At 61.0% G+C, this 23,945-nt stretch carries 27 protein-coding genes; 10 read left to right on the forward strand and 17 right to left on the reverse strand.

Annotation, left to right across the window (positions count from 1 at the left end; translation table 11 throughout):
* Positions 1–37: 37 nt before the first annotated feature.
* Positions 38–235 carry a CsbD family protein gene (locus tag G489_RS0114925; RefSeq protein WP_029042197.1) on the reverse strand — a complete coding sequence of 66 codons (198 nt, stop codon included), beginning with the start codon at positions 233–235 and terminating at the stop codon, positions 38–40.
* Positions 236–411: 176 nt separating this feature from the next.
* On the opposite strand from G489_RS0114925, the gene G489_RS22330 reads away from it, so the two are divergent.
* A complete protein-coding gene (locus G489_RS22330; RefSeq protein WP_035872841.1) occupies positions 412–570 on the forward strand; it encodes a DUF3309 domain-containing protein in 159 nt (52 codons plus the stop codon).
* A gap of 59 nt (positions 571–629) precedes the next feature.
* On the opposite strand, the gene G489_RS20880 is transcribed toward G489_RS22330, so the two are convergent.
* Positions 630–2,345: a CHASE domain-containing protein gene (locus G489_RS20880; RefSeq protein WP_051332695.1), complete on the reverse strand. Its 1,716-nt coding sequence runs from the start codon at positions 2,343–2,345 to the stop codon at positions 630–632.
* 227 nt (positions 2,346–2,572) lie between these two features.
* Here G489_RS20880 and G489_RS0114940 point away from each other — a divergent pair, with 227 nt between their 5' ends.
* On the forward strand, positions 2,573–3,637 hold the full coding sequence (locus tag G489_RS0114940) for a PRC-barrel domain-containing protein (RefSeq protein WP_029042198.1): 1,065 nt from the start codon (positions 2,573–2,575) through the stop codon (positions 3,635–3,637).
* A gap of 108 nt (positions 3,638–3,745) precedes the next feature.
* Positions 3,746–3,886 (forward strand): hypothetical protein, encoded by a 141-nt coding sequence (locus G489_RS22510; protein WP_155889413.1) that lies wholly within the window; start codon positions 3,746–3,748, stop codon positions 3,884–3,886.
* A 12-nt stretch (positions 3,887–3,898) separates the two neighbouring features.
* On the opposite strand, the gene G489_RS0114950 is transcribed toward G489_RS22510, so the two are convergent.
* The 4 genes from G489_RS0114950 to G489_RS22010 are packed head-to-tail and all read right to left on the reverse strand — an operon-like array spanning position 3,899 to position 6,870.
* Positions 3,899–4,666 carry a hypothetical protein gene (locus tag G489_RS0114950; RefSeq protein WP_029042199.1) on the reverse strand — a complete coding sequence of 256 codons (768 nt, stop codon included), beginning with the start codon at positions 4,664–4,666 and terminating at the stop codon, positions 3,899–3,901.
* Between the two features lie 22 nt (positions 4,667–4,688).
* Positions 4,689–5,414, reverse strand: a complete 726-nt coding sequence (locus G489_RS0114955) for a fluoroquinolone export ABC transporter permease subunit (RefSeq protein WP_029042200.1) — start codon at positions 5,412–5,414, stop codon at positions 4,689–4,691.
* Positions 5,411–6,274, reverse strand: coding sequence for an ABC transporter ATP-binding protein (locus G489_RS0114960; RefSeq protein ID WP_029042201.1), 864 nt, complete (start codon positions 6,272–6,274; stop codon positions 5,411–5,413). The genes G489_RS0114955 and G489_RS0114960 overlap by 4 nt, the downstream gene beginning before the upstream one ends.
* Positions 6,271–6,870, reverse strand: a complete 600-nt coding sequence (locus G489_RS22010; RefSeq protein WP_029042202.1) for a TetR/AcrR family transcriptional regulator — start codon at positions 6,868–6,870, stop codon at positions 6,271–6,273. The genes G489_RS0114960 and G489_RS22010 overlap by 4 nt, the downstream gene beginning before the upstream one ends.
* Before the next feature lie 415 nt (positions 6,871–7,285).
* On the opposite strand from G489_RS22010, the gene G489_RS0114975 reads away from it, so the two are divergent.
* A complete protein-coding gene (locus tag G489_RS0114975) occupies positions 7,286–7,693 on the forward strand; it encodes a GFA family protein (RefSeq protein ID WP_029042204.1) in 408 nt (135 codons plus the stop codon).
* A 13-nt stretch (positions 7,694–7,706) separates the two neighbouring features.
* Here G489_RS0114975 and G489_RS0114980 read toward each other — a convergent pair whose 3' ends face one another.
* Entirely contained in the window at positions 7,707–10,382 is a 2,676-nt protein-coding gene (locus G489_RS0114980) for an Ig-like domain repeat protein (protein WP_035872844.1), read from the reverse strand.
* Between the two features lie 257 nt (positions 10,383–10,639).
* Here G489_RS0114980 and G489_RS0114985 point away from each other — a divergent pair, with 257 nt between their 5' ends.
* A complete protein-coding gene (locus G489_RS0114985) occupies positions 10,640–11,806 on the forward strand; it encodes a helix-turn-helix transcriptional regulator (RefSeq protein WP_035872845.1) in 1,167 nt (388 codons plus the stop codon).
* A 36-nt stretch (positions 11,807–11,842) separates the two neighbouring features.
* Here the strand turns inward: G489_RS0114985 and G489_RS0114990 are convergent, their stop codons facing one another.
* On the reverse strand, positions 11,843–12,310 hold the full coding sequence (locus tag G489_RS0114990; protein ID WP_035872846.1) for a pseudoazurin: 468 nt from the start codon (positions 12,308–12,310) through the stop codon (positions 11,843–11,845).
* A gap of 275 nt (positions 12,311–12,585) precedes the next feature.
* On the opposite strand from G489_RS0114990, the gene nirK reads away from it, so the two are divergent.
* The 3 genes from nirK (at position 12,586) to G489_RS0115005 (ending at position 15,508) form a co-directional block, all read left to right on the forward strand.
* Positions 12,586–13,698 carry a copper-containing nitrite reductase gene (nirK, locus tag G489_RS0114995; protein ID WP_035872847.1) on the forward strand — a complete coding sequence of 371 codons (1,113 nt, stop codon included), beginning with the start codon at positions 12,586–12,588 and terminating at the stop codon, positions 13,696–13,698.
* Between the two features lie 60 nt (positions 13,699–13,758).
* Entirely contained in the window at positions 13,759–14,676 is a 918-nt protein-coding gene (locus tag G489_RS20890) for an SUMF1/EgtB/PvdO family nonheme iron enzyme (protein ID WP_162142443.1), read from the forward strand.
* Between the two features lie 133 nt (positions 14,677–14,809).
* Positions 14,810–15,508: a Crp/Fnr family transcriptional regulator gene (locus tag G489_RS0115005; protein WP_029042209.1), complete on the forward strand. Its 699-nt coding sequence runs from the start codon at positions 14,810–14,812 to the stop codon at positions 15,506–15,508.
* Between the two features lie 9 nt (positions 15,509–15,517).
* On the opposite strand, the gene G489_RS20895 is transcribed toward G489_RS0115005, so the two are convergent.
* Positions 15,518–15,775: a DUF1858 domain-containing protein gene (locus tag G489_RS20895; protein WP_035872848.1), complete on the reverse strand. Its 258-nt coding sequence runs from the start codon at positions 15,773–15,775 to the stop codon at positions 15,518–15,520.
* Between the two features lie 114 nt (positions 15,776–15,889).
* Between G489_RS20895 and G489_RS0115015 the strand changes: the two genes are divergently transcribed.
* Positions 15,890–17,152, forward strand: a complete 1,263-nt coding sequence (locus G489_RS0115015; RefSeq protein WP_035872849.1) for an NnrS family protein — start codon at positions 15,890–15,892, stop codon at positions 17,150–17,152.
* 42 nt (positions 17,153–17,194) lie between these two features.
* Here G489_RS0115015 and G489_RS0115020 read toward each other — a convergent pair whose 3' ends face one another.
* Positions 17,195–17,674: an SRPBCC family protein gene (locus G489_RS0115020; RefSeq protein WP_029042211.1), complete on the reverse strand. Its 480-nt coding sequence runs from the start codon at positions 17,672–17,674 to the stop codon at positions 17,195–17,197.
* Positions 17,637–18,008: an ArsR/SmtB family transcription factor gene (locus G489_RS0115025; RefSeq protein WP_029042212.1), complete on the reverse strand. Its 372-nt coding sequence runs from the start codon at positions 18,006–18,008 to the stop codon at positions 17,637–17,639. Before G489_RS0115025 ends, G489_RS0115020 begins: the two co-directional genes overlap by 38 nt.
* Before the next feature lie 112 nt (positions 18,009–18,120).
* Here G489_RS0115025 and G489_RS0115030 point away from each other — a divergent pair, with 112 nt between their 5' ends.
* The gene (locus G489_RS0115030; RefSeq protein ID WP_029042213.1) at positions 18,121–18,762 is read left to right on the forward strand and encodes a dihydrofolate reductase family protein; all 642 of its coding nucleotides are present in this window, start codon (positions 18,121–18,123) and stop codon (positions 18,760–18,762) included.
* Positions 18,763–18,982: 220 nt separating this feature from the next.
* Here the strand turns inward: G489_RS0115030 and G489_RS22515 are convergent, their stop codons facing one another.
* From G489_RS22515 to G489_RS0115055, 6 genes are all read right to left on the reverse strand, one after another.
* Positions 18,983–19,663, reverse strand: coding sequence for a hypothetical protein (locus tag G489_RS22515; protein WP_155889414.1), 681 nt, complete (start codon positions 19,661–19,663; stop codon positions 18,983–18,985).
* 77 nt (positions 19,664–19,740) lie between these two features.
* The gene (locus G489_RS0115035) at positions 19,741–20,157 is read right to left on the reverse strand and encodes a hypothetical protein (protein WP_029042214.1); all 417 of its coding nucleotides are present in this window, start codon (positions 20,155–20,157) and stop codon (positions 19,741–19,743) included.
* Positions 20,158–20,487: 330 nt separating this feature from the next.
* A complete protein-coding gene (gene fsa, locus G489_RS0115040) occupies positions 20,488–21,141 on the reverse strand; it encodes a fructose-6-phosphate aldolase (RefSeq protein ID WP_029042215.1) in 654 nt (217 codons plus the stop codon).
* A gap of 251 nt (positions 21,142–21,392) precedes the next feature.
* On the reverse strand, positions 21,393–22,064 hold the full coding sequence (locus tag G489_RS0115045; protein ID WP_035872852.1) for a nucleoside/nucleotide kinase family protein: 672 nt from the start codon (positions 22,062–22,064) through the stop codon (positions 21,393–21,395).
* On the reverse strand, positions 22,061–22,840 hold the full coding sequence (locus G489_RS0115050) for an ATP-binding cassette domain-containing protein (RefSeq protein WP_029042217.1): 780 nt from the start codon (positions 22,838–22,840) through the stop codon (positions 22,061–22,063). The genes G489_RS0115045 and G489_RS0115050 overlap by 4 nt, the downstream gene beginning before the upstream one ends.
* Complete coding sequence (locus G489_RS0115055) at positions 22,840–23,898, reverse strand: ABC transporter permease (RefSeq protein WP_029042218.1); 1,059 nt, start codon at positions 23,896–23,898, stop codon at positions 22,840–22,842. Before G489_RS0115055 ends, G489_RS0115050 begins: the two co-directional genes overlap by 1 nt.
* Between the last annotated feature and the right edge of the window lie 47 nt (positions 23,899–23,945).

Below are 23,945 nucleotides of genomic sequence, written 5' to 3' on the forward strand. Positions count from 1 at the left end.
CAACTTGTCAGGGGCAGCCCGGGAGGAGCCGCCTGGTCTATTGGCGGTTCTGCCATTCGTCGATTTCGCGCTCGGCTTCATCGATGGTCTTGCCGTAGCGCTCCTGGATCTTGCCGGCCAGTTCGGTGCGTTTGCCCTTGATCACGTCGAGATCGTCATTGGTGAGCTTGCCCCAATGGGACTGCACCTGGCCGCGGAATTGATCCCACTTGCCTTCAATCTGATTCCAGTTCATCGCGTTTCTCCGTTTGTTGATCGCTCTATCGGGAGGGACATAAGAGAAACGCGCCGAGACCCTCTCTCGTTCCAATGAGGGAACCATAATCGGGGCTGTCGCATTCATCCTGCGACCGGATTGCAGGGCCCTAGAAGCCGGGGCTGTCCGCTATCCACCAACCAAGGAGAGCTTCGATGACCCTTTCGACGATCCTCATCATCATTCTGATCCTGGCCGTTCTCGGTGCGATTCCGAGCTGGCCCTATGCGCGCGGCTGGGGCTATGGCCCGTCCGGCGTGCTGGGCACGATCCTGGTGGTCGTGATCATTCTGGCTCTATTGGGTGTCTTCTAAGGCCGGAGAAACCGACAGGACGAAACGGGGCGCCGACGGCGCCCCTTTTTCTTTGCCGATCAACCCGCGCTTTCGGGATTGGCCCCCGGATTGTCGCGATGGGCGCCAGCCTTGTCCTGCCCCTTCCTGCCGCGCCGCCGCCGCGGTTCGGGCTCAGGTGCAGCGAAAGGAACACGCATTTCCACGCGCACGCCCTTGTTTGCAAATTGCACGTCCAGACGACCTGAGAGTTCACCTTCGAGATTGGCGCGAATGAGCTGTGAGCCAAAGCCTGTGCCGCTCGGCGCCGTGATCTCGCTGACCCCGATTTCCTCCCAGACCAGTTCAAGTTCGGGCGAGTTGCGGCCACCGGTCATCACCCAGCCGACATTGAGCCTGCCCTCGGCCTCGGAGATCGAACCGTATTTGAGCGCATTGGTCGCCAGTTCATGGAAGGTGAGCCCGAGCGCCTGGGCATGGCCGGGCTGCAGCATCACCCGGGGACCTTCGAGCTTGCATTGATCCATCTGGCTGCCAAAGACCTGCTCGAGCTCCGCAGTGAGCAGATCGCGCAAGGGGATCTGTTCCCAACGGGACCGCGTCAGCATGTCCTGTGAGCGGGCCATGGCTTCGAGCCGCTCCGAAAAGGACCGGATAAAACCTTCAGTCGTTTCAGCGCTTCGGGCGGTATGCCGCGCCATGGCCAGGATGCGCGAGATCGAATTCTTGATCCGGTGCTTCATTTCCTGAAGCAGCAACTCCTTGTCGGCCAACGATTGGGCATTGACCTCGGCCAGCTTGGAGGCCGTGGAAATGGCTTCAGCCTGGATGCGCGCAAGAAGCGCAAGCGAACCGGCCAGCAACAGTCCCACAATCGCCACCAGCCCCGCCGTCACGCCCGGTGTGCGCGGCGAAAATGCGGTGGTCGGTCGCATACGCAGGTGCCAGGTGCGGCCGCCGACGACGATGTTGCGCGTCACGGTGGCGATGCGCCCGCCTTCGGGCTGCACCCGCGTGCTCGACGAATAGAGCAAAGGCGCGTCGGCATCAGGACCGTCAAAGGCTTCGACGCTCACCGGCAACAGCAGGGGCCGTTGAAGCGCGGCATCGAACAGGTCCCCGGCCCGGAAGGCCTCATAGACAAAGCCGCGTACCCGCCAGGGCGCATCCGAATCTCCCGCGGTGAGCGGATCCACATAGACCGGCAAATAGACCAGGAAGCCGTTTTGCGGGTCTTCGCCGTTCTCCTGGCGCAGCACCACCGCGCCGGTTGCGACGTGATTGTCCTCGGCGATCGCCTGTCGCATCGCGGCCCGGCGCACCGGCTCGGCGAACATGTCGTAACCCACCGCTTGGGCATTGCGGTCATTGAATGGCTCGAGCAGCACAATGGGAAAGCGGAAGTCTTCGGTGGTGGGCGGATAGACCTTGAACTCGCGCCCGTAATTGCGTGCGATCTGGGTTTCCGCGACTTCTTCCTGCCCGACCGGAATCATGCGCGCGAAGCCTATGCCCTGCACCCCGCGATGCAGGTTTTCGAGATTGAGATCGGTGACGAACTTGGCAAAGGCGGGCCGATCCACGTCAGCGCTCGAGGCGCGGAACATGGCGCGGGTGGCCGTCAGGATCGAGAAATGCTGTGCGATCCTGCCTTCAACCGCCTGGGTCGCTTCGTCAGCAAGCGATTCGAATTTGAGCTGGTCGGCATGGCGCTCCGACATCTCGATGGTGATCGCCAGGCTACCGGCGGCGGCCAGCACGAGCAGAAAGATGATGATCGGCACAAAGCGGTTCATTGAGTGTCCGTATCGAGCGTTATCTGGCCTACCGGGCGGCCGGTCGACAAGCTCTAGCAGCAGAATATGGAAATACAATCGCTGAGAGGCCAATCAGTTGCACTGCAAGGCGGAACTGAATCGAAGCCGCTTCGTTTATCGGTAGAAGCGGCTGCCTCCCCGTCCGCGTCTGGCAACGTAATCGGGGGAAGCAGTCGCCTACATCAACGATGCAAAGGAATACTAGCATGATGAACAAGCTGATTGCCAGCACGGCACTGGCGGCGATCATGATCGCCGTCCCTGCTTATGCGCAGGACATGAACCAGAATATGGACGACGCCAATCAGCCGATCTTCCAGACCGAGCCCGGCACTCCGATGGAAAGCGTGGATGGGTTCTTCTCCCCGAGCGAAGACCAGATCCTGGCTTCCGAGCTGCTTGGTCAGGGCGTGTTCAGCGGCGTGGATGAGAATGCCGAGCGTGTCGGCGACGTCAATGACGTCGTGATGGGCCCGGGCGGCCGCGCCGAAGCAGTCGTGATCGGGGTCGGCGGTTTCCTCGGCCTTGGCGAAAAGAATGTCGCGGTCGATTTCAGCCAGCTGACCTGGACGGTCAATGCCAATGGCGACCAGGTGTTGATCACCTCGATCACGCGCGAACAGCTTGAAGCCGCCCCCGGCTTCGACGTCGCCTCGGTCGGTCCGCAGGACGATACCCAGATGGCCACTGATCCGATGACCACGGATCCGATGGAACCTGCCGCTGCCGAAGACCAGATGGCTGAAGACCAGATGATGGAAGAGCCCATGGCCGGCGGCAACAATGGCGGTGAGGTGGATTCCATGGCCGACCAGGATATGGCCGACCAGGATATGGCCGACCAGAACGACGACGCCATGATGTCCGAAGACTCCATGTCGGAAGACGACGCCATGATGGAAGACGACACCATGATGGAAGGCGACATGGGTGCCGACTGGCAGCCGGTCACGCTCTCCGACATCAGCGCCCGGGACTTGCTGGGTGCCGCTGTCTATGGCGGCAATGACGAGGATCTCGGCGAAATTTCCGACATCATTCTCGATGCTGAAGGCAATGCGAACGCCTTTGTGGTCGATGTCGGCGGCTTCCTCGGCATTGGTGAAAAGCCGATCGCGGTTTCCTTCGAGGAACTCAAGATCATGCAGGACGGCAATGGCAACCTTTCGGTCCACACGCCGTTTACCCAGGAAGAGCTGGAAGGCCAGGAGGCCTATGACCAGACCACCTATGTGGACAATCCCGAAGGCCAGACCCTGACGGTCCGCTAACCGGGACTGCACGGCGGCCCTGCCGCTCACCACGATCTGCCGCATCCGGGGGGTTACCTTCCGGGTGCGGTCCGGCGCCTCAGTCGGGCGCCAGCAAAGGAGGAACCCATGAGTTTCCGCAATCCCCGCCATGTGACCACAACCGGTGAGAACCGGCGTTTTCCGATGAGCCCGCTGACCATCATTTCGGGTCTGGTTCTGCTCGGCGTTTTTGCCGCGATCGGCATCCTGCTGCTGACGGCGGTCTAATCAGGGGCTCTCTCAGCGGCGCATCCGCCTTTCGAAAAGTCGGATCATGGCGAGCGTCACAACGATCTGCCAGACAACGCCGATCCCCCACAGAATGGGCCATCCCGCTGATCCCTCGAGCGCCAGCCAGTAGGCCTTGTGCACGAGGAAGGGCGGGAACAGCGCCAACCCCCATTGCCAGGGCTCGGGCACGAAAAAGCCGAACAGGATCAGCAACCCGCCCAGGCCGACGAATTTGGCCATGGCAAAGCCCTGGACCTTGTTTTCCGCGGCAATGGCATAAAACAGAACGATCAGCGGTGTGGCGAGGCCTGCCCCGATTCCGAACAGGATCAGCGACACGCCCCCAACCACTGCCTGATCGATCACCAGGATCTGGATCGGCACCACGATGGCGGTCAGCAGCGAGGGCAGCACAACGCGATAGCCAACATAGCTGCGCAGGCGCACCGGGGTGACCATCAGCGCCTGGAGCGTATGGCCATCCTTTTCATCCAACAACACGAAGCCGAAAATCGCGCCGGTGATCAGCGCACCGTCGAACAACGTCATGTAGCTGACGATCACCGGGTAATAGGCACTCAGCGAATTGGCCACATAGGCATTGGGCAGCAGTCCCGCCTCCGCCAGATACACATCGGCCCAGGGCAAGAGAAACCGCAACACGATGGCGATGACCGCAAGGACAGCTGCCATCATGATCAGGAACCCGTCACGGCGAATGAGCCGCGCATCGTTCGTCAAAAGTCCGGTCAGAAGTCTTTGCGTGGTACCGGCCATGATGGCCTCCTTTTGAGCCCCGTCAGGCGTTTTTGGCGACATGCCGGTCGAAAGCGGCGCGGGCCCAGATGGCCACGACCGCCAATTGCAGCGCCGAATAGCCGAGCGCGTAGACGAGTTCCCAGGTCTCGAGCGGTCGAAACGCGCCCAGCATCAGCATAGTCGGGGCGCCGGTCGGAATGATCAGAAACGCCCAATGGGTAAACACGCCCATGAAGTAGAAGAGCGGCAGCTGCAGCACGGTCGCGACGGCCGACATCGGCACGAGATAGGCCGTGATCGAGGTGTAGCGAGCGGCCATGATCACCCCCATCAAGGTGAAAATGACCCCGATCAGCACAACGGCCAGGGCAAGAACCGGTAGGTTGGGCAAGGTCACCTCACCCCCCTTGAAAGCGATATAGGCCATGGCGCCGCCGATCATGACGACGGCCTCCAGACTGGCGAGAACGGTCAGCGAGACGATCTTGGCGCCGAGATATTCATCCATGTTGAGGGGCGAGGCGATCAGCGCCCGCAAGGTGCCTTCATCGCGCTCGAACATCTGCATGGCCCCGACATAAAGGAATGTCGAGCCGCCGACCGCCAGCAGCATGACCGCGGCGACCGCGATGGCAAGGTGTTCGGCCGGGGTGAGGTAACCCAGCGCCAGTGCCGAGAGCACGGCAGCGCCGATGCCGATCACATAGAGCCCGGTGCGCCACTGAACCAGCATGTCGTTGCGGATCGCGGAGACTAGCCGGGTCATGCCACAAGCTCCCGGCCGGTGACGTCGATGAACACTTTCTCGAGGGTGGTTTCCTGGCTGTGCACCGTCTCGAGCCGGGCGCCCGATCTGAGAAGCGCGTTGAATTCATCATTCTCCCCCAGCCCGTCGAGGGGAAACTCGGCGGCCTCGGGCGCTTGGGCGCCGTTGGTGTATTCGACGCGCAGCATGCGCCGGCCATGGGCCTTTTTGAGCGCCTGGGGGCTGTCGACGGCCTCAATGGCGCCGTCGGCGATGAAGGCGACGCGGTCGCACAATTCGTCGGCAAGGTTCATGTTGTGGGTGGTCACGAAAACGGTGGTGCCCGTTTCGCGCAATCCCAGCACGAGGTCCTTGATCTTGCGGCCATTGACCGGGTCGAGCCCGGAGGTGGGCTCGTCGAGGAACAGCAGTTTCGGAGAATGGATCAGCGCGCGGGCGACGTTGAGCCGGATCTTCATCCCCTTTGAATAGTCGGAGACCCGCTTGTCGGCGTCCGCACTCAGTCCGACCATCTCGAGCACTTCGTCGGGGCTGCGGGTTTCGCCGGCGTAAAGAGAAGCGAAGAAACCGAGGTTCTCCCGGGCGGTCAGCTTGAGATAGTGATTGGGGAACTCAAAGCTCACCCCGATATGCTGGTAGTAGTCCTGCCCCCAGTCCGAGAGCTCGCGGCCCATCACTTCGATCGAGCCGCGGTAGCCCGACAACAGGCCGATCAGAATATTCTGGGTTGTCGATTTGCCAGCGCCGGAGGGGCCGAGAAATCCCAGGATCTCGGCGTCTTCGATAGCGAAGTCGATGCCCTTGAGCATGTCGGCCTGCGTGCCAGGATAGCGATAGCTCAGATTTGAGACACGGATCATGGTCTGCCCTTTGTCAGCCTCAGAATGAACAGGTCGCGCAGCATGGCGCGGGTGCCTTCATAATCCTCGGGCTGCAATTCGAGGTGGTGGATGAAGGTCATGATGATGAAAGTGAAAAGCGCCTTGAAATCGCTTGTCGTGACTGGCGGCCCCACTTCGAGCGCGTTCCATCGCGCTGCGAAATCCACGAGCCGCGCTTCCTTGCGGGCATAGCCCTCAGCGATCACTTCGGCGGGCAGGCGGCGCACGAACTGTTCGACGGCCCCGGCTTCGGTGACCATGCGGACCATGGGGTCGTTCTCGACCATTTCGACCGAAGCGTCATAGAGCCGGGCGGCCGGGTTGGCGCCGGGATTCTCGAGTACGCCGGTGATCTTTGCCCAGGCTTCGTCCTCCCGCGAGACGGCGATATCGGCGAACAACGCTTCCTTGTTTTTGTAAAAGGCATAAAACGCGCCTTTCGAAATGCCGACATCGCGCGCCAGATCGTCAACCGTTGTGCCCTTGAGCCCCTGGCGCTGAAAGCGCTTGAACCCCGCCGTGATCAGGGCGGCGCGGATACGCTGTTTTTCCGTGTCGGTGAAGGCGGCGGGCATGGAGTGCCTTTTCGATTCCTGGTTGCGGTCAGGCCAAGGGGCCCGGTCGGTGCGTCTGACTTTCCGGAAGACAATACTCGCCATACTGAATTACGCAATGACCATTTTCATCTTTTTCGTCATTGCGTCCGTTGCAGGACGATCTGGTGGCACGTTTCGGTTCGGAAACATCGGATTTCGGGATAGGGCTATATTGAAAGATGCCCAGGAATCCGGGCGATACCGGTTCGGGTCCGTCTTGCGCCTGCGACCGGTCGACAGTCCTCATACCGGCGACCTTGAAGGGACGCCGCTCGTCGTCGCCGCCAGTCCAGGCCAGGAGTGACCGGTGTGCAATCGGCCAAAACTGCTTTGGGATTCAGGCTGGAAGCAGCTAAGAGCAGTGTCTCACCCTCCTCTTGCGGCAGGAAAAACCATGCCCTCACTCCACAAAGGCAGCTGCCAATGCGGCGCCGTCCGGTTCGAGATCGCCGGTGAATTCGAGCATTTCTTCCTGTGCCATTGTGGCCGCTGCCGGAAGGACACCGGTTCCGCCCATGCGGCCAACCTGTTCTCGTCGCAGGCAAATCTCACCTGGCTGTCCGGCGAGAAGCTGGTGAAAACCTATCGGGTGCCGGGCAGCCGGCATGAAAAGAGCTTTTGTACCGAATGCGGGGCCGCAATGCCCCGGCAGCAAACCGATGGCGCAATGCTTGTGGTGCCTGCCGGCAGCCTCGACACGCCCGTTAATCGCCGGCCCACGGCGCATATCGCGATGGCCGATCGGGCCGATTGGGACAACGGGCTGGAGACCGTTCGCAAGCTCGAGGGCATGCCCGGCTGAGCCAGAATCGAGGTCAGAACCGAACGTCGAGATTCATCTCTATCCCGATGCTTGTGGTGTCGCCCAACCGGTCGAGTTGCACGAGCCCCGAGACCAGGCTGGCATCGGCATCGAAACTGTGGGTGTAGCCGATTTCCGCGCCGGTGCCGCAAGCCCGGTCAAGGGTCTCGACATAGACGAACTCGCATGCGAGGCGCGGGGCCAGCGACATCACCGTGCCGCTTTGAGCCACCGGCAAACCGTCGAGCGGCAAGAGCATTTCGGGGCGTAGCATGATCGTGCCGATGGTCACCGCATCCGCATCAAGGGTCAGGGTCTCATCGATCAGACCATAGGCGGTGCCGGTGAAGCCGACATCGCCAAGCCTTGTGTGACCGAGCGAAGCGGAAATCTCGGGCCGGATCTCGGCACGCGGCATTTCGATCACCCCGGTCAGGGCGGCGCCGATGGTGCCGGTTGTCGACAGATAATCGCTGACGAGATCGAGCGTCCCATCGCTCAGTTCGAGATGGTTCTGCGCCAGCCCCAGCGTGACAAACCCGTCGAGGTAAAGGCCTTCGGCCAGGGCCGCCACCATGGTGCCGCCAACCGTCACCCCGATTGTGTCCTGCCCGCCTGAATAGGTGCCCTCAAGCGCTGACCGGCCGAGCTCGATCCCCATGAACGCGCCGAGCATCAGGTCGTTGCCGATCATCTGGTCGCGGGAAAGGCGCCCGGTGAGCTGACCGGAAATCGAGCCGTCATCGTCGCGGCTCAGGTTGAAATCGCCGAACAGGCCCAGCGCCGCACCGCTGTCGGTTTCAAGGAAGGGCTGGAATGCCGCGAGATTGCCGCTGGCGGCACCGTTCGCCGCCGAGAAGGTGCCGTCGATCATCGCCGCATAGCTGTTGAGCATCGGCATGGTGTCTTCGCCGCCGCCATTGCCCTGCTGACGATGGTCGATGAACCGGTTGCGGGCGCCGGTGGAGGCCCGGCGATTGGATTTGAGCGTGTTGGCAAGATTGCGGATCGCTTCCTTGCGTAGCGTCTCCCGGATCACCGCCTCATCATCCTCGAACCTGGTGGCGGGCGAACCGGCCTCAACCACAAAAGGTGTCGCGGCAGTGTTGAGATTGCCTGCCATATCCATCGTCACCCCTTCGGATACCGACACGGTGACCGTGCCGCCGCCATCGGGTTCGACGGTCACGGTCCAGACGCGGTTGGTTGTGGTCTCCACAAAACCCGTGATCGTGCCCCCGGTGACGCCGACATCGCCTGCAACGATCGGATCGACGTCTTCTGTAAACGTCACGGTGACGGTGAACGCCGCGGTCACGCGGTCCGTTGGACCATCGAGGCTGACACCGGGGCGGGAGCCATCGACCTCGACGCCGGCATCATCGGTCGAGGCCGAGGCGAGGTAGTAGTCGTCCCCGCTATAGCTGGCGGCAATGGTGCGATTGCCGGCGGTCAGCGCCGAGGTCTTGAGTTCCGCGGTCCCGCCGGGGCCGACCGGCGCACTCCCAAGCCCAACAGATCCATCGGCGGTGAAGGTCACCGTGCCGGTGGGGGTTCGGCCACCATCCGCGGGTGCCACCGTCGCGGTCAGGGTCAGTTCCTCGCCCTCTCCGATCAGCACCTCGTCGGCGGCAAGGCCCGTCGTGCTGGCCTGTTTGTCGACCCTCAGCGTGCCGGCGATGGCGTCGCCGAGATAGGTGTCGTCGGCAGCCTGGGTGACGTTGATCGTGGTGGTGCCCGGCTTGAGGAAACTGAGCGTGCCGCCGCTCTGGCCAGCAATGGTGGTGTCGCCGATGACATAAGAAAGAGTGCCGGTATCGGTGTTGTCCGAGGTGAGCCAGGTACCGAAGATCGTTGCCGGATCATTCCCATATGTCGCAACGATCTCCGGAGACCCACCCAGCCAGCGTAAATTCGGATCGGCTTTGATCACCTCGATGTCGATGGTGTCTTCGGCGGTTTCACCGGAATCGAGGGTATTGGTCGCAGTGACGGTATAGGTCGCGCTCGCGGTCGCGGCCGTCGGTGTGCCCGAAATGCTGCCATCCGCGGGATTGATCGCGAGGCCGGCGGGCAGCGCCGGATCGACGCTGAACGCGATTATGGCGCCATCACTGAAATTCGCCGCTTCGGCGGTGACCGGGGTAATCGCGGTGCCGATGACGGCATCAAGGGAGTCGGTTGAAAAAGTCAGCTCGGGCGTCAGCGGCACTCCGATCGGCATCGTTGTGCCGGTGCAGCTCCCCTCCACGACCGCCAGAATGCGAGGATTGGTGTCGTCGCCTGCAACATAGCCGCTGACAGTGCCACCCGCAGGGATGACCCCCCAGGTTCCATAGCCGCTCGGGCTCGGCCAGGCCGTGAATTCGTAGGTGTGCAGCCGGATATAGTTATCGTTGATGACCTGGTTGACATAGTCGATGGTGAAGGTCGCAATCTGCTCCCTCGTCAGGCTCGTCGGGGTTATGTTTTCCGAATACCAGGGTGTCGCGGTCACGACCGGCAACAGGTCGGCCATCGTGCCGGCGCAGAACTCGATATCGACCTCCCCGATCAAGCCGGCATCAAGGTGGATCGTATAGACTTCCTCATATGCCGGCGCGGCATATGCCGGCGCCGCACCCAGAAACTGCGCGGCGGCGATTGCCAACACGGCAAGCCCGGTTTTCAGCCGATTTGATCGATTCATCGTCCCCACATCCGGTGGATAGCGCCGGGCCGCCACCGCGATTGCCCCCAATTCCGAATCGCACAGAGGGCTCGAATCTAGGCATTGCCGATTCCGGGGACGTGGGACGTTTGTCCGATGGCAATCGGTTTTCTGTTCATAATCGGCACCTTGACCAAGCAATCGGGCGGGTGACCCTAGCAACGCCAACAAAGGGCCGAATATCGTAGCCCTCGATGTCCGGTCCGTTTCGGGGCGCTTGCTTCGGGCGCTTGGCGTTGGCTGACCGGCGCTGCGGGGGAAACACAATCAGTTCTGATCTCGAGGAGATAATCGAGAGAATCTATTCGGCGGCGGTCGGCGATACCGCGTGGCCGGATCTGTTGTGTAACATTGCCGATCTCGGCGGCATGGAGCACGCCATGCTGGTTGCCGTCGATCCGGAAATGGACCGCGCCTCGGTGATGGCACCCCGCGCCGATACAGCGCATATCAGCGCCTATGTGGATCACTGGTGGCGGCATGACCCGGCCTCGCCAAGGGCGGGCAAGACCGCCAACCCGGTACCGACACAGGGTGAAGCCTCGATCGAGGCCGAAAAGCATGCCGGCTTCTATTTCGAATTCCTGCGCCCCGCCGGACTGGGAGTGCAGGCCATCCTCGCCAATCTGGTGCGTGAAGAGCGCGCTTTCGTCAATTTCGCCATGCCCGCCTCAGTCGGCGATGATGAAATTCACAGTCAGGCGCTTTCGACCGCGCGCTTGTTGAGCCCTCACCTGAGGCGATCAGCGCGGATTTCGCGGCGGCTGCGGATGATGCGGGCGGAATGGCGCGCAGTCACGGCGGCAACGCCGGTCATCGAGCAAGGCGGGGTGTTGATTCTCGACGCTGCGCGCCGCGCCCTTTTTGCCAGCCCCATGGCCGAACGGATGATGATTGATCCGGCCTGTCCCCTGCAGTCAAAGGACCAAAGCATCGGGTTTGTGGACCCGCGGGCCGATGCCGAGTTCGGGGCGGCACTCAAGACACTACTTGGGGGACGGATGCCGGTGGCGGCGGCGCGGCGCCTGCGCGTGCACGGGACCGGTTCGCAACGCTTTGAAATCGACATTCTGCCCAATCGCTGGAACAGCGATTGCCCCTTCGGTTCGCGTCCTTGCGCCATGGTCACGATACGCGCGATCGCCGAAACACAAGACGCGGGCGGCCAAAGGCTGATGGCGCAATTCGGGCTGACGCCGAAAGAAGCGGAAATTGCCATCGAAGTGATGAAGGGCGACGGGCGCGCCGCCGTGGCTCAGCGATGCGGCATCTCGGTGAACACGGTGCGCACCCATCTCGAACGGATCTTCGGGAAGACCGGGGTGCGGCGCCAGGCCGAGCTCATCGGCGTGCTGATGAACGCGCTCCACGAGAAAAAAGAAGCGCCACCGCCTGCGCAGTGACGCCCCTCGCCGGTCGTCTGCCGTTGGGCAGCCCGTCTATTGGCCAAGTTCAGCGAAAAGGTCGGCCATGCGCGCCTTGGCCTTGCCGGGATATTTGCCGGCCTTGACCGCATCGAGATTGCCCAGGTCACCGTCAACCACGATCAGAGCGACCATGCCCATGGGGTAATGCGGTGTGCATTTGACAGCATAGACGCCCGCGGCATCGACGGTGACCGTGAAGTCCTTGCCAAAGGCGCTTTTGAACGCTTCGGCCCCCTCGGGGATGAGACCCTTGATGGTTTCCGCATTGTGTCCCTTGTCCGTGGCCACGAAGGTGACCGTGTCGCCGGGCGCGGCCTCGATAAGCGCCGGTTCGAAAACCATCGCACCGGCCTCGCCCTTGTTGAGCATCTGGACCTGGTGATCGGCCGCCATGGCCGGGGTCAGGATCGCCGGGGTGAGGGCGGTCAACAGCGCGAGGGCGGCGGCAGCGATGGGCGTCGTCAGTGTGTTGCGGGTCATTGGTCTTCTCCTTGGGTACCACGCGCCGCTTTCGTTCAACCCATCGGGCAATACGCTTGCGGGTAATGCCGTTTGGCCGGCGCGTCTTGAGCGTGCTGATAACCCCGCACCGGCAGCGCTTCTTTGATGAAGCGCAAACACGGCGTGCACCGAGAAGGGCCCGGGGAAATCAACCTGCCGTTGTTTGCGCTTCATCAAAGACCGTTGCCTTCAAGAGGCCTAGGAACAGTCTCGTTCGGACCCGAACGGGGTCCGTTTGGCCAAGGAGAAGAAAGATGACCAATACCAACATCCGGCGCCGGACGTTTTTGACCGGCAGTGCTGCCGTGCTCGGCGTTACCGCCGCCGCCATGGCCACCAAGCAGGCCTGGGCCGACGAAGACGTCGCCGGGCTCGAGACCGAAACCATCGAACTGGCGCGGCCGCCCTTCGTGCATGCGCATAACCAGACAGCGCCCGGCGCACCCAAGGTGAAAAAGTTCACCATGACCATCGAGGAAAAGAAGCTGGTCATCGACGATTACGGCGCCACCGTGCAGGCGATGACCTTTGACGGGTCGGTGCCCGGTCCGCTGATGGTTGTGCATGAGGGCGACTATGTCGAGCTGACGCTGGTCAATCCCGACACCAACACCATGCCGCACAATATCGACTTCCACGCCGCGACCGGCGCGTTGGGCGGCGGCGCTCTGACCTTTGTCAGCCCGGGCGAAAAGGTTGTGTTGCGCTTCAAGGCCACCCGGCCCGGTACCTTTGTCTATCACTGTGCCCCGGGCGGTCCGATGATCCCCTGGCACGTTGTGTCGGGCATGAATGGCGCCATCATGATCCTGCCCCGCGACGGGCTGAAGGATCCCGAAGGCCGGGCCGTGCGCTATGACAAGGTCTATTATATCGGCGAACAGGACTTCTATATCCCGCGCGACGCCGACGGGAACTTCAAGGAATACGATACGCCGGGCGATGGCTATGCCGATATGGTTGAGGTCATGCGCACGCTGATCCCGACCCATGAAGTGTTCAACGGCGCTGTCGGCGCGCTGACCGGCGACAACGCGCTCACCGCCAATGTCGGGGAAACCGTGCTGTTCGTTCACAGCCAGGCCAACCGCGACACCCGCCCGCACCTGATCGGCGGGCATGGCGACCTCGTGTGGGAGACCGGCAAGTTCCGCAACCCGCCGCAGCGCGACCTCGAGACCTGGTTCATCCGGGGCGGATCAGCGGGTGCAGCGCTCTACACCTTCCTACAACCCGGGCTCTACGCCTATGTGAACCACAACCTCATCGAGGCCGTGGAACTGGGCGCCACCGCCCATGTGCAGGTCGAGGGTGAATGGAACGACGATCTGATGACCCAGGTCCTCGAACCGAGCCCGATCAACTGACCGCACAGAGGCCGGCCCGCTGTTCCCGCGGGCCGGCCTTCTTCCCCATGGGAGGCGATGATGACAACGGCTCAACCAACTGCCCGGATTTTTCCAGGTGCCCTGCGCGGGCTGACCGCGCCGCTGATTGCGCTTGCCGCGGCCTCGGTGCTGTTGGTCGCCATCGTCCTGCCGGATACAAGACAAACAACGGACAGCGGCATCACCGCCCCCGAAACCGTCACGCTCGCACCGGCCAGCTTTACCTACCGGCCGGCAGGGGCCTGGCTCAAGGAAGGCGATCCCGTCGACGCCCCGGCGGTCAGCCATTCGCTCACCGCGCCGCTGGTCATCACCCGGCACCTGATCGCCGCGACAGACTATGCGCTGTGCGTCGCCGATGGCGGCTGCGCGGATAACGGGCTCAAGCAAAGCCTGAGCAGCGACGGGCGCCCCCTGCCCGCCACCATGATCAGCTATGACGATGCGACGGATTATGCGCGCTGGTTGTCGGTGCAAACCGGCGAGCGCTGGCGTTTGCCCACCGATGCCGAGTGGAGTTTTGCCGCCGGCAGCCGCTATCAATTCGAAGGGCTCGACGAGACCTCGGATATCGACAATCCGGCCACGCGCTGGCTCGCCGGTTATCGCCAATCGGCGGAACGGCAAGCCGACGCCCAACCGCAACCGCTCGGGCATTTCGGGAAGAACGAGCACGGGCTTACCGATATGGCCGGCAATGTCTGGGAATGGACCGACACCTGCTTTGCCCGGGTGCGGCTCGATGCGACCGGCGCGGAGCTTTCGGTCGTCAAGAATTGCGGCGCGCATGCGGTGGCGGGCGAACACCGCACATCGATCACCAATTTCATCCGCGACGCGCGAGCCGGCGGCTGCGCCGTGGGTGTGCCGCCGGACAATCTCGGTTTCCGGCTGGTGCGCGAACCGGTCGGGACGTTCGACCGGCTGACCGCGGGGTTACGCCGGCTCTGGGACTAGTGTCCGCACTCAATAAGGTTGCGGGTGTGGTGCGAGCCGGATTTCGCCTTTGGCAGGGCGCGGATTGCACCGGCAAATCCGTGTGATACCCTGCCCGCATTCCTCGCCGCCACACAGTCCCGGGCTCTCTGTCATGCCAGCACTCGACCGCAGCCTGATCCGCTCCATGGCGCTGTTCGAGCGCATGAGTGATGACGAACTCGACGATGTGCTCTCCAAGGCCAATGTGCGGCGGGTTCCCTCGGGCCAGGCGGTGTTTGAACAGGGCAAGACCGCGACCGAGTTCTTCGTTCTGCTGAATGGCCGGCTCAAGGTCAGCCGCGTGACCCCCAATGGCCAGCAGGTCATGGTGCGTGTCGTCAATCCCGGCGATCTTTTCGGCATCGCCAAGGCCCTGCAGCGGCCCGATTATCCCGGCACCGCCGTCGCCGCCGGGGAGAGCCTGGTTCTGGCGTGGCCCATGGCAAACTGGGATTTGTTCGTCGATCATCATCCGAGCCTGGCGGTCAATGCCATGCAGACGATCGGGCAACGCCTGCAGGAGGCGCAGACGCGCATTCTCGAAATGGCAACCGAGGACGTGGAACGCCGCGTCGCCCATGCGGTTCTCAGGCTGGTACAGCAATCGGGAAAGAAGGAAGCCGAGGGCATACGCATCGATTTCCCGGTCTCACGGCAGGATGTCGCAGAGATGACCGGTACAACGCTGCACACCGTCTCGCGGCTGTTCAGCGCCTGGGAGGCGCAGGGGATCGTCAAGGGCGGGCGGCAGAAGCTGCTGGTGCGCGACCCGCACGGCTTGATGCTGATCGCCGAAGGCCGCGAGCGCTAGGCCCGGATTTCAGGGGCGGCCAAAGGGCCACCAGCGCGGGCCATTGTCCGGTTTCGGCATGGTGGTGCCGAGATCGATCGCCTCCCGGATCTGCTCTTCAAGCCATTCAAGCGCAATGCCGTGTTCTTCGGCCGCATCGACAAGCGTGTGAAAGCCGCCGATCGGGCAGCCCACACAGAGCAACCGGAGATCGAGAAACACGCGCACCGTCTGCGGCCAGCGGGTCATGATCTCGGAAACGGTCATATCGTCGAATGCGTCTGCCATCGGTGCGGCCTCCTCACCCTCTTCCTAGCGCGGGCGACCGGCGCGTACTTTGCGGCGGCGCAAAGAAGACGCGCGAAGGACCGGCTAGCAAGAGCGGGCAAAAGGAGTTGTGCCATGACTGTCCCCGCCGCCCGTTCCCATACCGAGGCCAATCTGCGAGCCGAGCTCCGTCCGCCAAACGAAAGGGCCCCCCGCGCCGGCATTCCGCGCGGCATTGCCCGTCAGGGTCCGGCCATCCTTTCCTATGGATTTCGGCCGTTCTTTCTCGGGGCCGGGGTCTGGGCGATGCTGGCCATGATCCTGTGGACCGGCGCCATCGCCGCGGGCTGGCCCATTGGTGGTGCCTATGGCGCCATTCACTGGCATGCCCATGAGATGCTGTTCGGTTATGCGGGGGCCGCGCTCGCCGGGTTCATGCTGACCGCGATCCCGAACTGGACCGGACGGCTGCCGGTTTCGGGCGCACCACTGCTGGTTCTGGTTCTGCTGTGGCTTGCCGGACGGTTGGCGCTGCTGGCCCCGACCGAGGCGGCGCTGTGGCCCGCCATTTCCGTTGACCTCGCCTTCTTCCCGCTGCTCGCGGCGATTGCCGCCCGCGAGATCGGGGCAGGACACAACTGGAAGAATTTGCATGTGGTCGCGGGTCTCGGGCTTTTGACCATTGCCAATGCATGGTTCCACTGGGCCGTGATCGGCGGCGGGGACACAGGCCCCGCTTATCGGCTGGCGATTGCCGTCTGGTTGCTGCTGATCTCGCTGATCGGGGGGCGGCTGGCGGTCAGCTTCACGCGGAACTGGCTGGCCCGGCAGGGCGACGCCAAATTGCCGGCCTCGTTCGGTCGGTTCGACCGGATGGTGCTGCTTGTCGGGCTTGGTGCCTTCGGGCTTTGGATCGCCATTCCCGAGAGCCTGTGGACCGGGGTGCTTGCCGGAACCGCCGCGATCCTCCACGCCTTACGGCTTTTGCGCTGGCGCGGGCTCGCCGCGTGGCGCGAGCCGCTGGTCCTGGTACTACACGCCGCCTATGGGTTCCTGCCGCTCGGGCTGGCCGCGATATCGGCTGCCGCCTTCGGTCTGATCGGCCCGGTCACCGGCCTGCATGTGCTCACGGTCGGCGCCATCGGCACCATGACCCTTGCGGTCATGACCCGCGCCACGCGCGGCCATACCGGCAATCCGCTCGCCGCGAGCCCGGTGACGACGCTGGCCTATTCGGCACTGATCGCCGCCGCCATCTTGCGTTTCGCGGTCGATTTTGCGCCCGATGCCTATCTCACGGTGCTGACGACCAGCGCGCTTCTCTGGCTCCTCGCCTTCGGGCTGTTCCTTGCCGAATACGGTCCGATGCTGATCCGCCCGCGGCGGCAGGGGCGGTGAAGCGCGCTCCGACAGGATGGCATCACGACGCCGATGCAGCGTTCAGCCCCCCAACCAGGCGGCCAGGCTGTCCAGCGTCTGCAGGCCATATTCCACCGCGCCGAAGCCGACGACTGTCTGGCGGCGTTCACGGCTCGGATGAAGCTGGCGCATCGTCAGCACGGTCTTGCCGTCGGCCTGCTCATCGAATGTGACCGTCAAATAGAAGCGGTCCGGGTCGTTCGGGTCCGGACTACCGTAGTCCGCAACGATTTGCTCATCCGGCACGATCTTCAGAAAGCGCATGAGGCAGGGGAACCGCTGCTCCCGGCCTTCAAATACGCCTACCATGTCGAAGCGCCATTCCCCGCCCTCGCGGATATCCGTCTTGTGGTTCTCGATGCTGAGGCCTTCGGGTCCGTACCACTGCGCGAGCGCCTCGGGATCCATCCACGCGGCAAAAACCTTGTGGCGCGGGTGCTTCAGCACCTTGACCAGCACGATTTCACGGTCGAGCGACCACGTCTCGAACAGCTTGTCCATCGTCATTCCCTTCGGTCTTGTCGAGGTAGGCTTCGAGCCGGTCGAGCCGCTGGGCCCAGCGCCGGCGCTCCGCTTCCATCCAGTTCGCCGCCTCCTCGAAGCGTTCCGGCTCCAGCCGGCACCAGCGGCTGCGCCCCCGCTTTTCGGTGGCGATCAATCCGCAATCCTCCAGCACCTTGAGATGCTGCGCGAAAGAGGGAAGTGCCATGTGGAAAGGCTCGGCCAGCGCGGTCACCGGCAGTTCGCCTTCCGCCAATCGCGACAGCACCGCGCGGCGGGTCGGGTCGCTGAGGGCGTGGAAGGCCAGGTCGAGGGGGGATGAATGGTGGGGCATATGACGGGGGTAATGCGGCAGCCTGTCCCGGTCAAGGATAAAAAGGCACTTGCCTTAGTGTTCGAGTTTTTATAGGAAGGCACTTACCTTAGTATTATTCAGGAGCGCACCAGTGGCAGTTCGCATCGACCTCCTCATCTCGCTCGACGGGTTCGCAACGACGACGGACCAGACCCCTGAAAATCCCTTCGGCCCAGACTGGTCGCGTCTCGTGGGAGCCTATGTCGCCACAAGGACGTTCCGAGAGCGCGTCTTCAAAGACACGAGCGGCAAAGGCACGACCGGTATCGATGACAAATATGCCCAGGATTATTTCGACAATATCGGCGCAGAGATCATGGGAGCCGGCAAGTTCGGCCTGCATGACCATCCTAACGATCCGGATTGGAAAGGATGGTGGGGCGACGAGCCGCCATTCCACTGTCCGGTCTTCGTGCTGACACACACGCCCAGGCCATCATTGCAGATGGCTGGCGGCACCACGTTCCATTTCCTCGCAGCCGATCCGGGCGAGGCGCTGGAGCGGGCGACGCGGGAGGCGAAAGGCAAGGATGTGCGGATCGGTGGCGGACCGACCATGGCCCGCGACTATCTCGAGGCCGGGCTGGTCGACCATTTGCATGTGGCCATCGCGCCAATATTGCTCGGGCGCGGCATTCGCCTCTGGGACGATCTGCGCGGCCTCGAGGAGGGCTATTCGGTGACGTCGGAAACCGCCGAGAGCGGCACCATTCATCTCACATTCCAGCGTTGACTGACCGGCGTGACGTTGATCGTCAACTCTCAATCGGCCCCTATGCGTCAGGCAGCCTCGCTTCTTATCGCAATGACAACGACGTTGCGGCGAATATAGGAATTGAAATGGTATCCTCGCGCCGAATAACAACTTGTTAAATATCCATCGAATTCGGCTTCACCGCCATCAGAATATACAAGTTCTGATAGGCGCGAATAGAAATACCACTCCACTCAATTCATGTATTATCTCCGTGCATAGTTTTGAGCGGATATCGGTTGTATGTTGAGAAATGACGCTCAAAAACTTCTTCTGCGATTAGGTCCACATAAATTGACAATTCATCATTATACATACTTCGATCTAACGTAATATGCGAAATAATATCGAACTTATGAGCTTCAAAATCGACTGAACTTAGCTTGAAAACAGGACGATTATTATAGTATTTTGTCGTTATACAATATCTATATCGATAAAGTAAAGAAACACCCTTCGCACAATCCGTTCTGGAGGACAACTCACGATCTATATTTTCCGTATTTTCAACAATTATGCCATAATATTCGCCGCTATTTATAGATATACATTGAATATCAATCGGACAATCACGTTGAACGGAGTAAATAGTAGCGTCTTCAAAAGAATTGGACGTAGTATATATTATATCCAATTTATCTAAATAAATATCCCTAAAACAGTAAGAGCATATTCTATCTTGATCGGTCTGAAGCGATATAGGCGCGACAAAAGGAAAATATATCTCTTTTACATCATGATATATTTGTTCATGAGGCACCAACTCATGCCGAACCCGATCAAAACTTATTGATGTAGCAATGTATCTTAATGCAACTTCTCCAACAATAAAAGAACACATTACCACGAATATTGAAATAAAGAAGCTTTTGTTGTTCATTTTGTTTACATAGCACCTTCTTTGAGAATCTTTCTTTTTTAAATTATCTCTATTTCTGATTCGAATGGAGTCTTTTGTCAGAATTCGAGTCCTATGATATTTGCGTGCTGTGTGAGCAGATTGTTCGATATTACATTCACTCCGATAACCTTCCCTCCCTTGACCATGCGCGCGACCATGCCGTTGGTGCCGTGGATAGTAAGGGAGATGGCGTTGTTGTTCTTGACCCGGTTCTTGACCCGGTTCTTGGCCCTGTCTTTGGCCCAGTTCCTGACCTGGCGGATGAGGATCGCGGCAACACGACCGCCCAGCAAAGATTTGCAGATATCGGGCATCACAAAGAAGCGCATGCAGGTCGCGATCAGGCCCTCATCGCTCAGGTGGTGCGGTCCAACGGCCAGGTCGAAAATGCCGACCAGATCAGGGCGATATGGGCGACCATAGCAGGCGTCAAGCCTGCCCGGACCGAGGCTTTCCTCATCCTGATCGCGCATTATGGCATTCCCTCATCCCCGATACATCGAGGTTAGACAGCCATATTGCGTTTGTCTTCCGTCTATTCCGCAAGATCTGACGCCGAAGCCCGAAGAGATCGGTGGCCCGACATTGCGTGGCCAGCCCCCGCAATTGTGGCTCTCACCCGGCAGGCTCGCCTTCGGGCTGTGCTCAAGCCACGACGCCCCGATGCTGATCCGCCCGCGGCGACAGGGGCGGTGAAGCGCGCCCCACAGGACGGCATCACGCAACTGATGAGGGAATTTGGCGATCTCGGCCGGCGTCCCGTGGCAACAGGCAGCATGTGTGCTGCATCAGACAGACCCGCATCAGATTATGGTCTGCCCCGTCGACTTCCAGTCTTCGACAAACTGCTTCAATCCCTTGTCTGTCAAAGGATGATGAGCCAGCTTTCGAATGACCGTGGGTGGGATGGTCGCTACATCTGCTCCGGCGACAGCAGACTGCGACACATGGTTCACCGACCTGATCGATGCCGCCAGGATCTTGGTTTCAAAGGCGTAATTGTCGAATATTGCCCGGATGTCCCGGATCAGTTCGATGCCATCGATATTGATGTCGTCCACGCGCCCGATAAACGGCGAAACATAGGTGGCCCCGGACTTGGCGGCCAGAAGGGCCTGATTGGCCGAAAAGCAAAGCGTCAGATTGGTTTTGATGTTGATGCGGCTGAAATGGGCGCAGGCGCGAAGACCGTCAAAGGTCAGGGGTAGCTTCACCACGACATTTGGCGCAATGGACGCCAGATAGGTCCCTTCCTCGATCATCGCTTCCGTCTCGGTCGCGGCGACTTCGGCGGAAACCGGGGCGTCCGTGATGCTACAGATTTCGGCGATCGTCTTTGTGAACTCCTGGCCGGATTGTGCCACCAGGCTCGGGTTGGTCGTGACCCCATCCAACAGGCCGGTCTCCATCAGCTCCCTGATTTCCTCAACGTTTGCAGTGTCGACGAAGAATTTCACGGCGTTCTCCATTTTTTGCATGATGCGTACGGTAGCGGCATGACGTCCTCGCTGGGGCTCTTGGCTCTGCCCAGGCTCGTTGCCGTTGGCCGCAGGGCGGGGTTCACAAACGTGTTTGAACGAGGCGCCGTGGCGGCTTGGCACCGGGCACTTGCCGCAGGGTTCCGGACCTTTGGCTCAGATCAACGCACGCGCCGCCCGTGGTGCAGGCCCTGCGCGGCCACTTGTGACGCTGCTGGCCGACAGCCGTTTCAATCCCCGAACTCATTGAAACTTTGGGTCAATTCAATATCTGCTCGGATGCTGTTTCGCAGGATGAGCTGGGCATTGACGAGGTCATTGCTCTCCGCCCGTCGCAACGCGGCTTCCTCATCCAGTCCGTATTTGGTCCATCGATGCAGGAGCCGCTTCTTCAGCTCTTCCAAAGTGGGACGGACGAACACCGTCAATGCGAAGGCCTCATTCAACTTTGACCAGGGATCCGAGTTGAGAAGCAGATAGTTGCCCTCGATGACGACAACCGGGGTCTCCGGGTGAATTGCGATCGAGTTGGCGATGGACAGGTCCAGTTCCCGATCGAACTTCGGATGGTAGGTTTCGCGTCGACAGTCGGAGAGGTTGGCGACGGCCTCGCAGAACCCGTTTGCGTCAAAGGTTTCCGGCGCACCCTTTCTCGAAAGCAGGCCCCGGGATTCCAGCAATGCATTGTCGAGGTGATAGCCATCCATGGGTAGAAGCGTCGCGAAAGGTGGTTTGACCGGGGCGTTGTTGTTCAATTGATCGACCACCAACTGAGCCAAGGCGGATTTTCCTGACGCCGGGGGGCCGGCAATGCCGACCACCGTACGGACGCCAGCCCGCATTCGCTCACGAACATCGCGGCATACCCGCTCAGCATCCCGGGCCAGCGTTGTCTGCTTCATGAGGCTATCGGAACGTCGGCGGGCTTCATGGCGCCGGTCATCAAGGCGACGGCATCGGACATGGAAACGTCCTTGGGATTCACAACGCACAGGCGGCATCCCAGCCGATGAACGTGAATCCTGTCCGCAATCTCGAAAACATGCGGCATGTTGTGCGAGATCAAGACGATCGGAATTCCGCGTGATCGAACGTTTTGAATGAGCTCCAGCACGCGGCGGCTCTCCTTCACGCCAAGGGCCGCAGTCGGCTCGTCCAGTATGACGACATTTGAACCGAAGGCAGCAGCCCTCGCCACAGCGACGCCCTGCCTTTGCCCCCCGGACAAGGTCTCGACCGTCTGATTGATATTCTGAATGGTCATCAGGCCCAGCGCAGAGAGCTTCTCGCGCGCGATCTGACGCATTCGTTTCTTGTCGAGCTGACGAAAAACCTGACCCATCAGGCCGGGTTTGCGGAGTTCGCGTCCCATGAACATATTGTCGGCAATGGACAATGCCGGCGACATGGCCAGGGTCTGGTAGACGGTCTCGATTCCGTGTTCGCGCGCATGAATTGGCGAACCGAATGACACCACCTTCCCTTCAAGTCTTATTTCGCCCTGATCGGGCCGGATCGCCCCGGAAAGTGCCTTGATCAGCGTGGATTTTCCCGCGCCGTTATCGCCTATCACTGCCAGGATCTCACCGGGTCTCAGATCGAAGTCGCAATTGTCCATGGCAGTGACGCGGCCGTATCTTTTCGTCAGCCCGCGTGCCGAAAGTACAGTTTGGCTCATCACACACTCTTCCTGATGTATTGATCCACGGTTACCGCCGAAATGATGAGAATGCCGATCAGCAGATAGGTCCATTGAACGTCGGCACCAAGTAACCGAAGCCCGAGGGTAAAGACGCCGACAATGAGCGCGCCAAAGAGCGACCCCGCCAGGGACCCTCGACCGCCAAACAGGGAAATGCCGCCGATCACCACCGCGGTAATGGATTCAATATTGGACAGTTGGCCGGCTTGCGGTGAAACGGAGCCAAGCCGTCCGATCAGGACCCAGCCCGCAAACGCACATATGAGGCCTGCCAGGGCATAAACCGAAACCCTTGTGAACTTGACATTCACGCCGGACAATTCGGCCGCTTCGGGATCGTCGCCGATGGCATAGACATGGCGCCCCCAGGCGGTTTGCGACAGGACGTAGCTGAGGACTGCAACAAGACCGAGCATGAAGATCACGCCATAGGTGATCGCCGCGCCGCCAATCCGGATCGTCCCCCCGAAGAACTGAAGAAAGGCAGCTTGCTGGGCAATGTCCTGGCTTCGAATGACTTCGCTGCCTGAGTACAAGAAGTTGGCCGCCAGCGCGATCTGCCACATGCCGAGCGTCACAATGAATGGCGGAAGCTTCACGAAAGCCACCAGCATGCCGTTGACGGTGCCGATCAGGGTTCCGCAAAGCAGGCCGCAAAGCGCCGAAATTTCGGGTGGCAGACCCAGGTCAAAAGTGAATTTCCCCATGATCACCGAGGACAAGACCATGATGGCGCCGACCGACAGATCGATCCCGGCGGTGAGTATGACAAGCGATTGGGCTGCGGCAATGATTCCGATTATGGAGACTTGCTGCAAAATCAGCGTCAGGGCGAAAGGAGAGAAGAAGCGGCTGCCATTCAAAATGCCGAAGATCACCATCGAAGCGATCAAGACGATCAATGGCACCGTCGCCGGATTATTGTGAAGGAAATGGGCAACCCGGGTGCCGAAGGAATCGTTGAAACCCGAGAAGTCGGCAACGGATTCCTCCTCAGATTGACCGAGGTTTTCTTGATCTAGAGCTTTGGGCAACGGTCTCCTCCGATCGCTGGAATGTACGGGCCACTATGCGGCCCGCA

Source organism: Cucumibacter marinus DSM 18995, from assembly GCF_000429865.1.
Taxonomy (GTDB): Bacteria; Pseudomonadota; Alphaproteobacteria; order Rhizobiales; family Devosiaceae; genus Cucumibacter; species Cucumibacter marinus.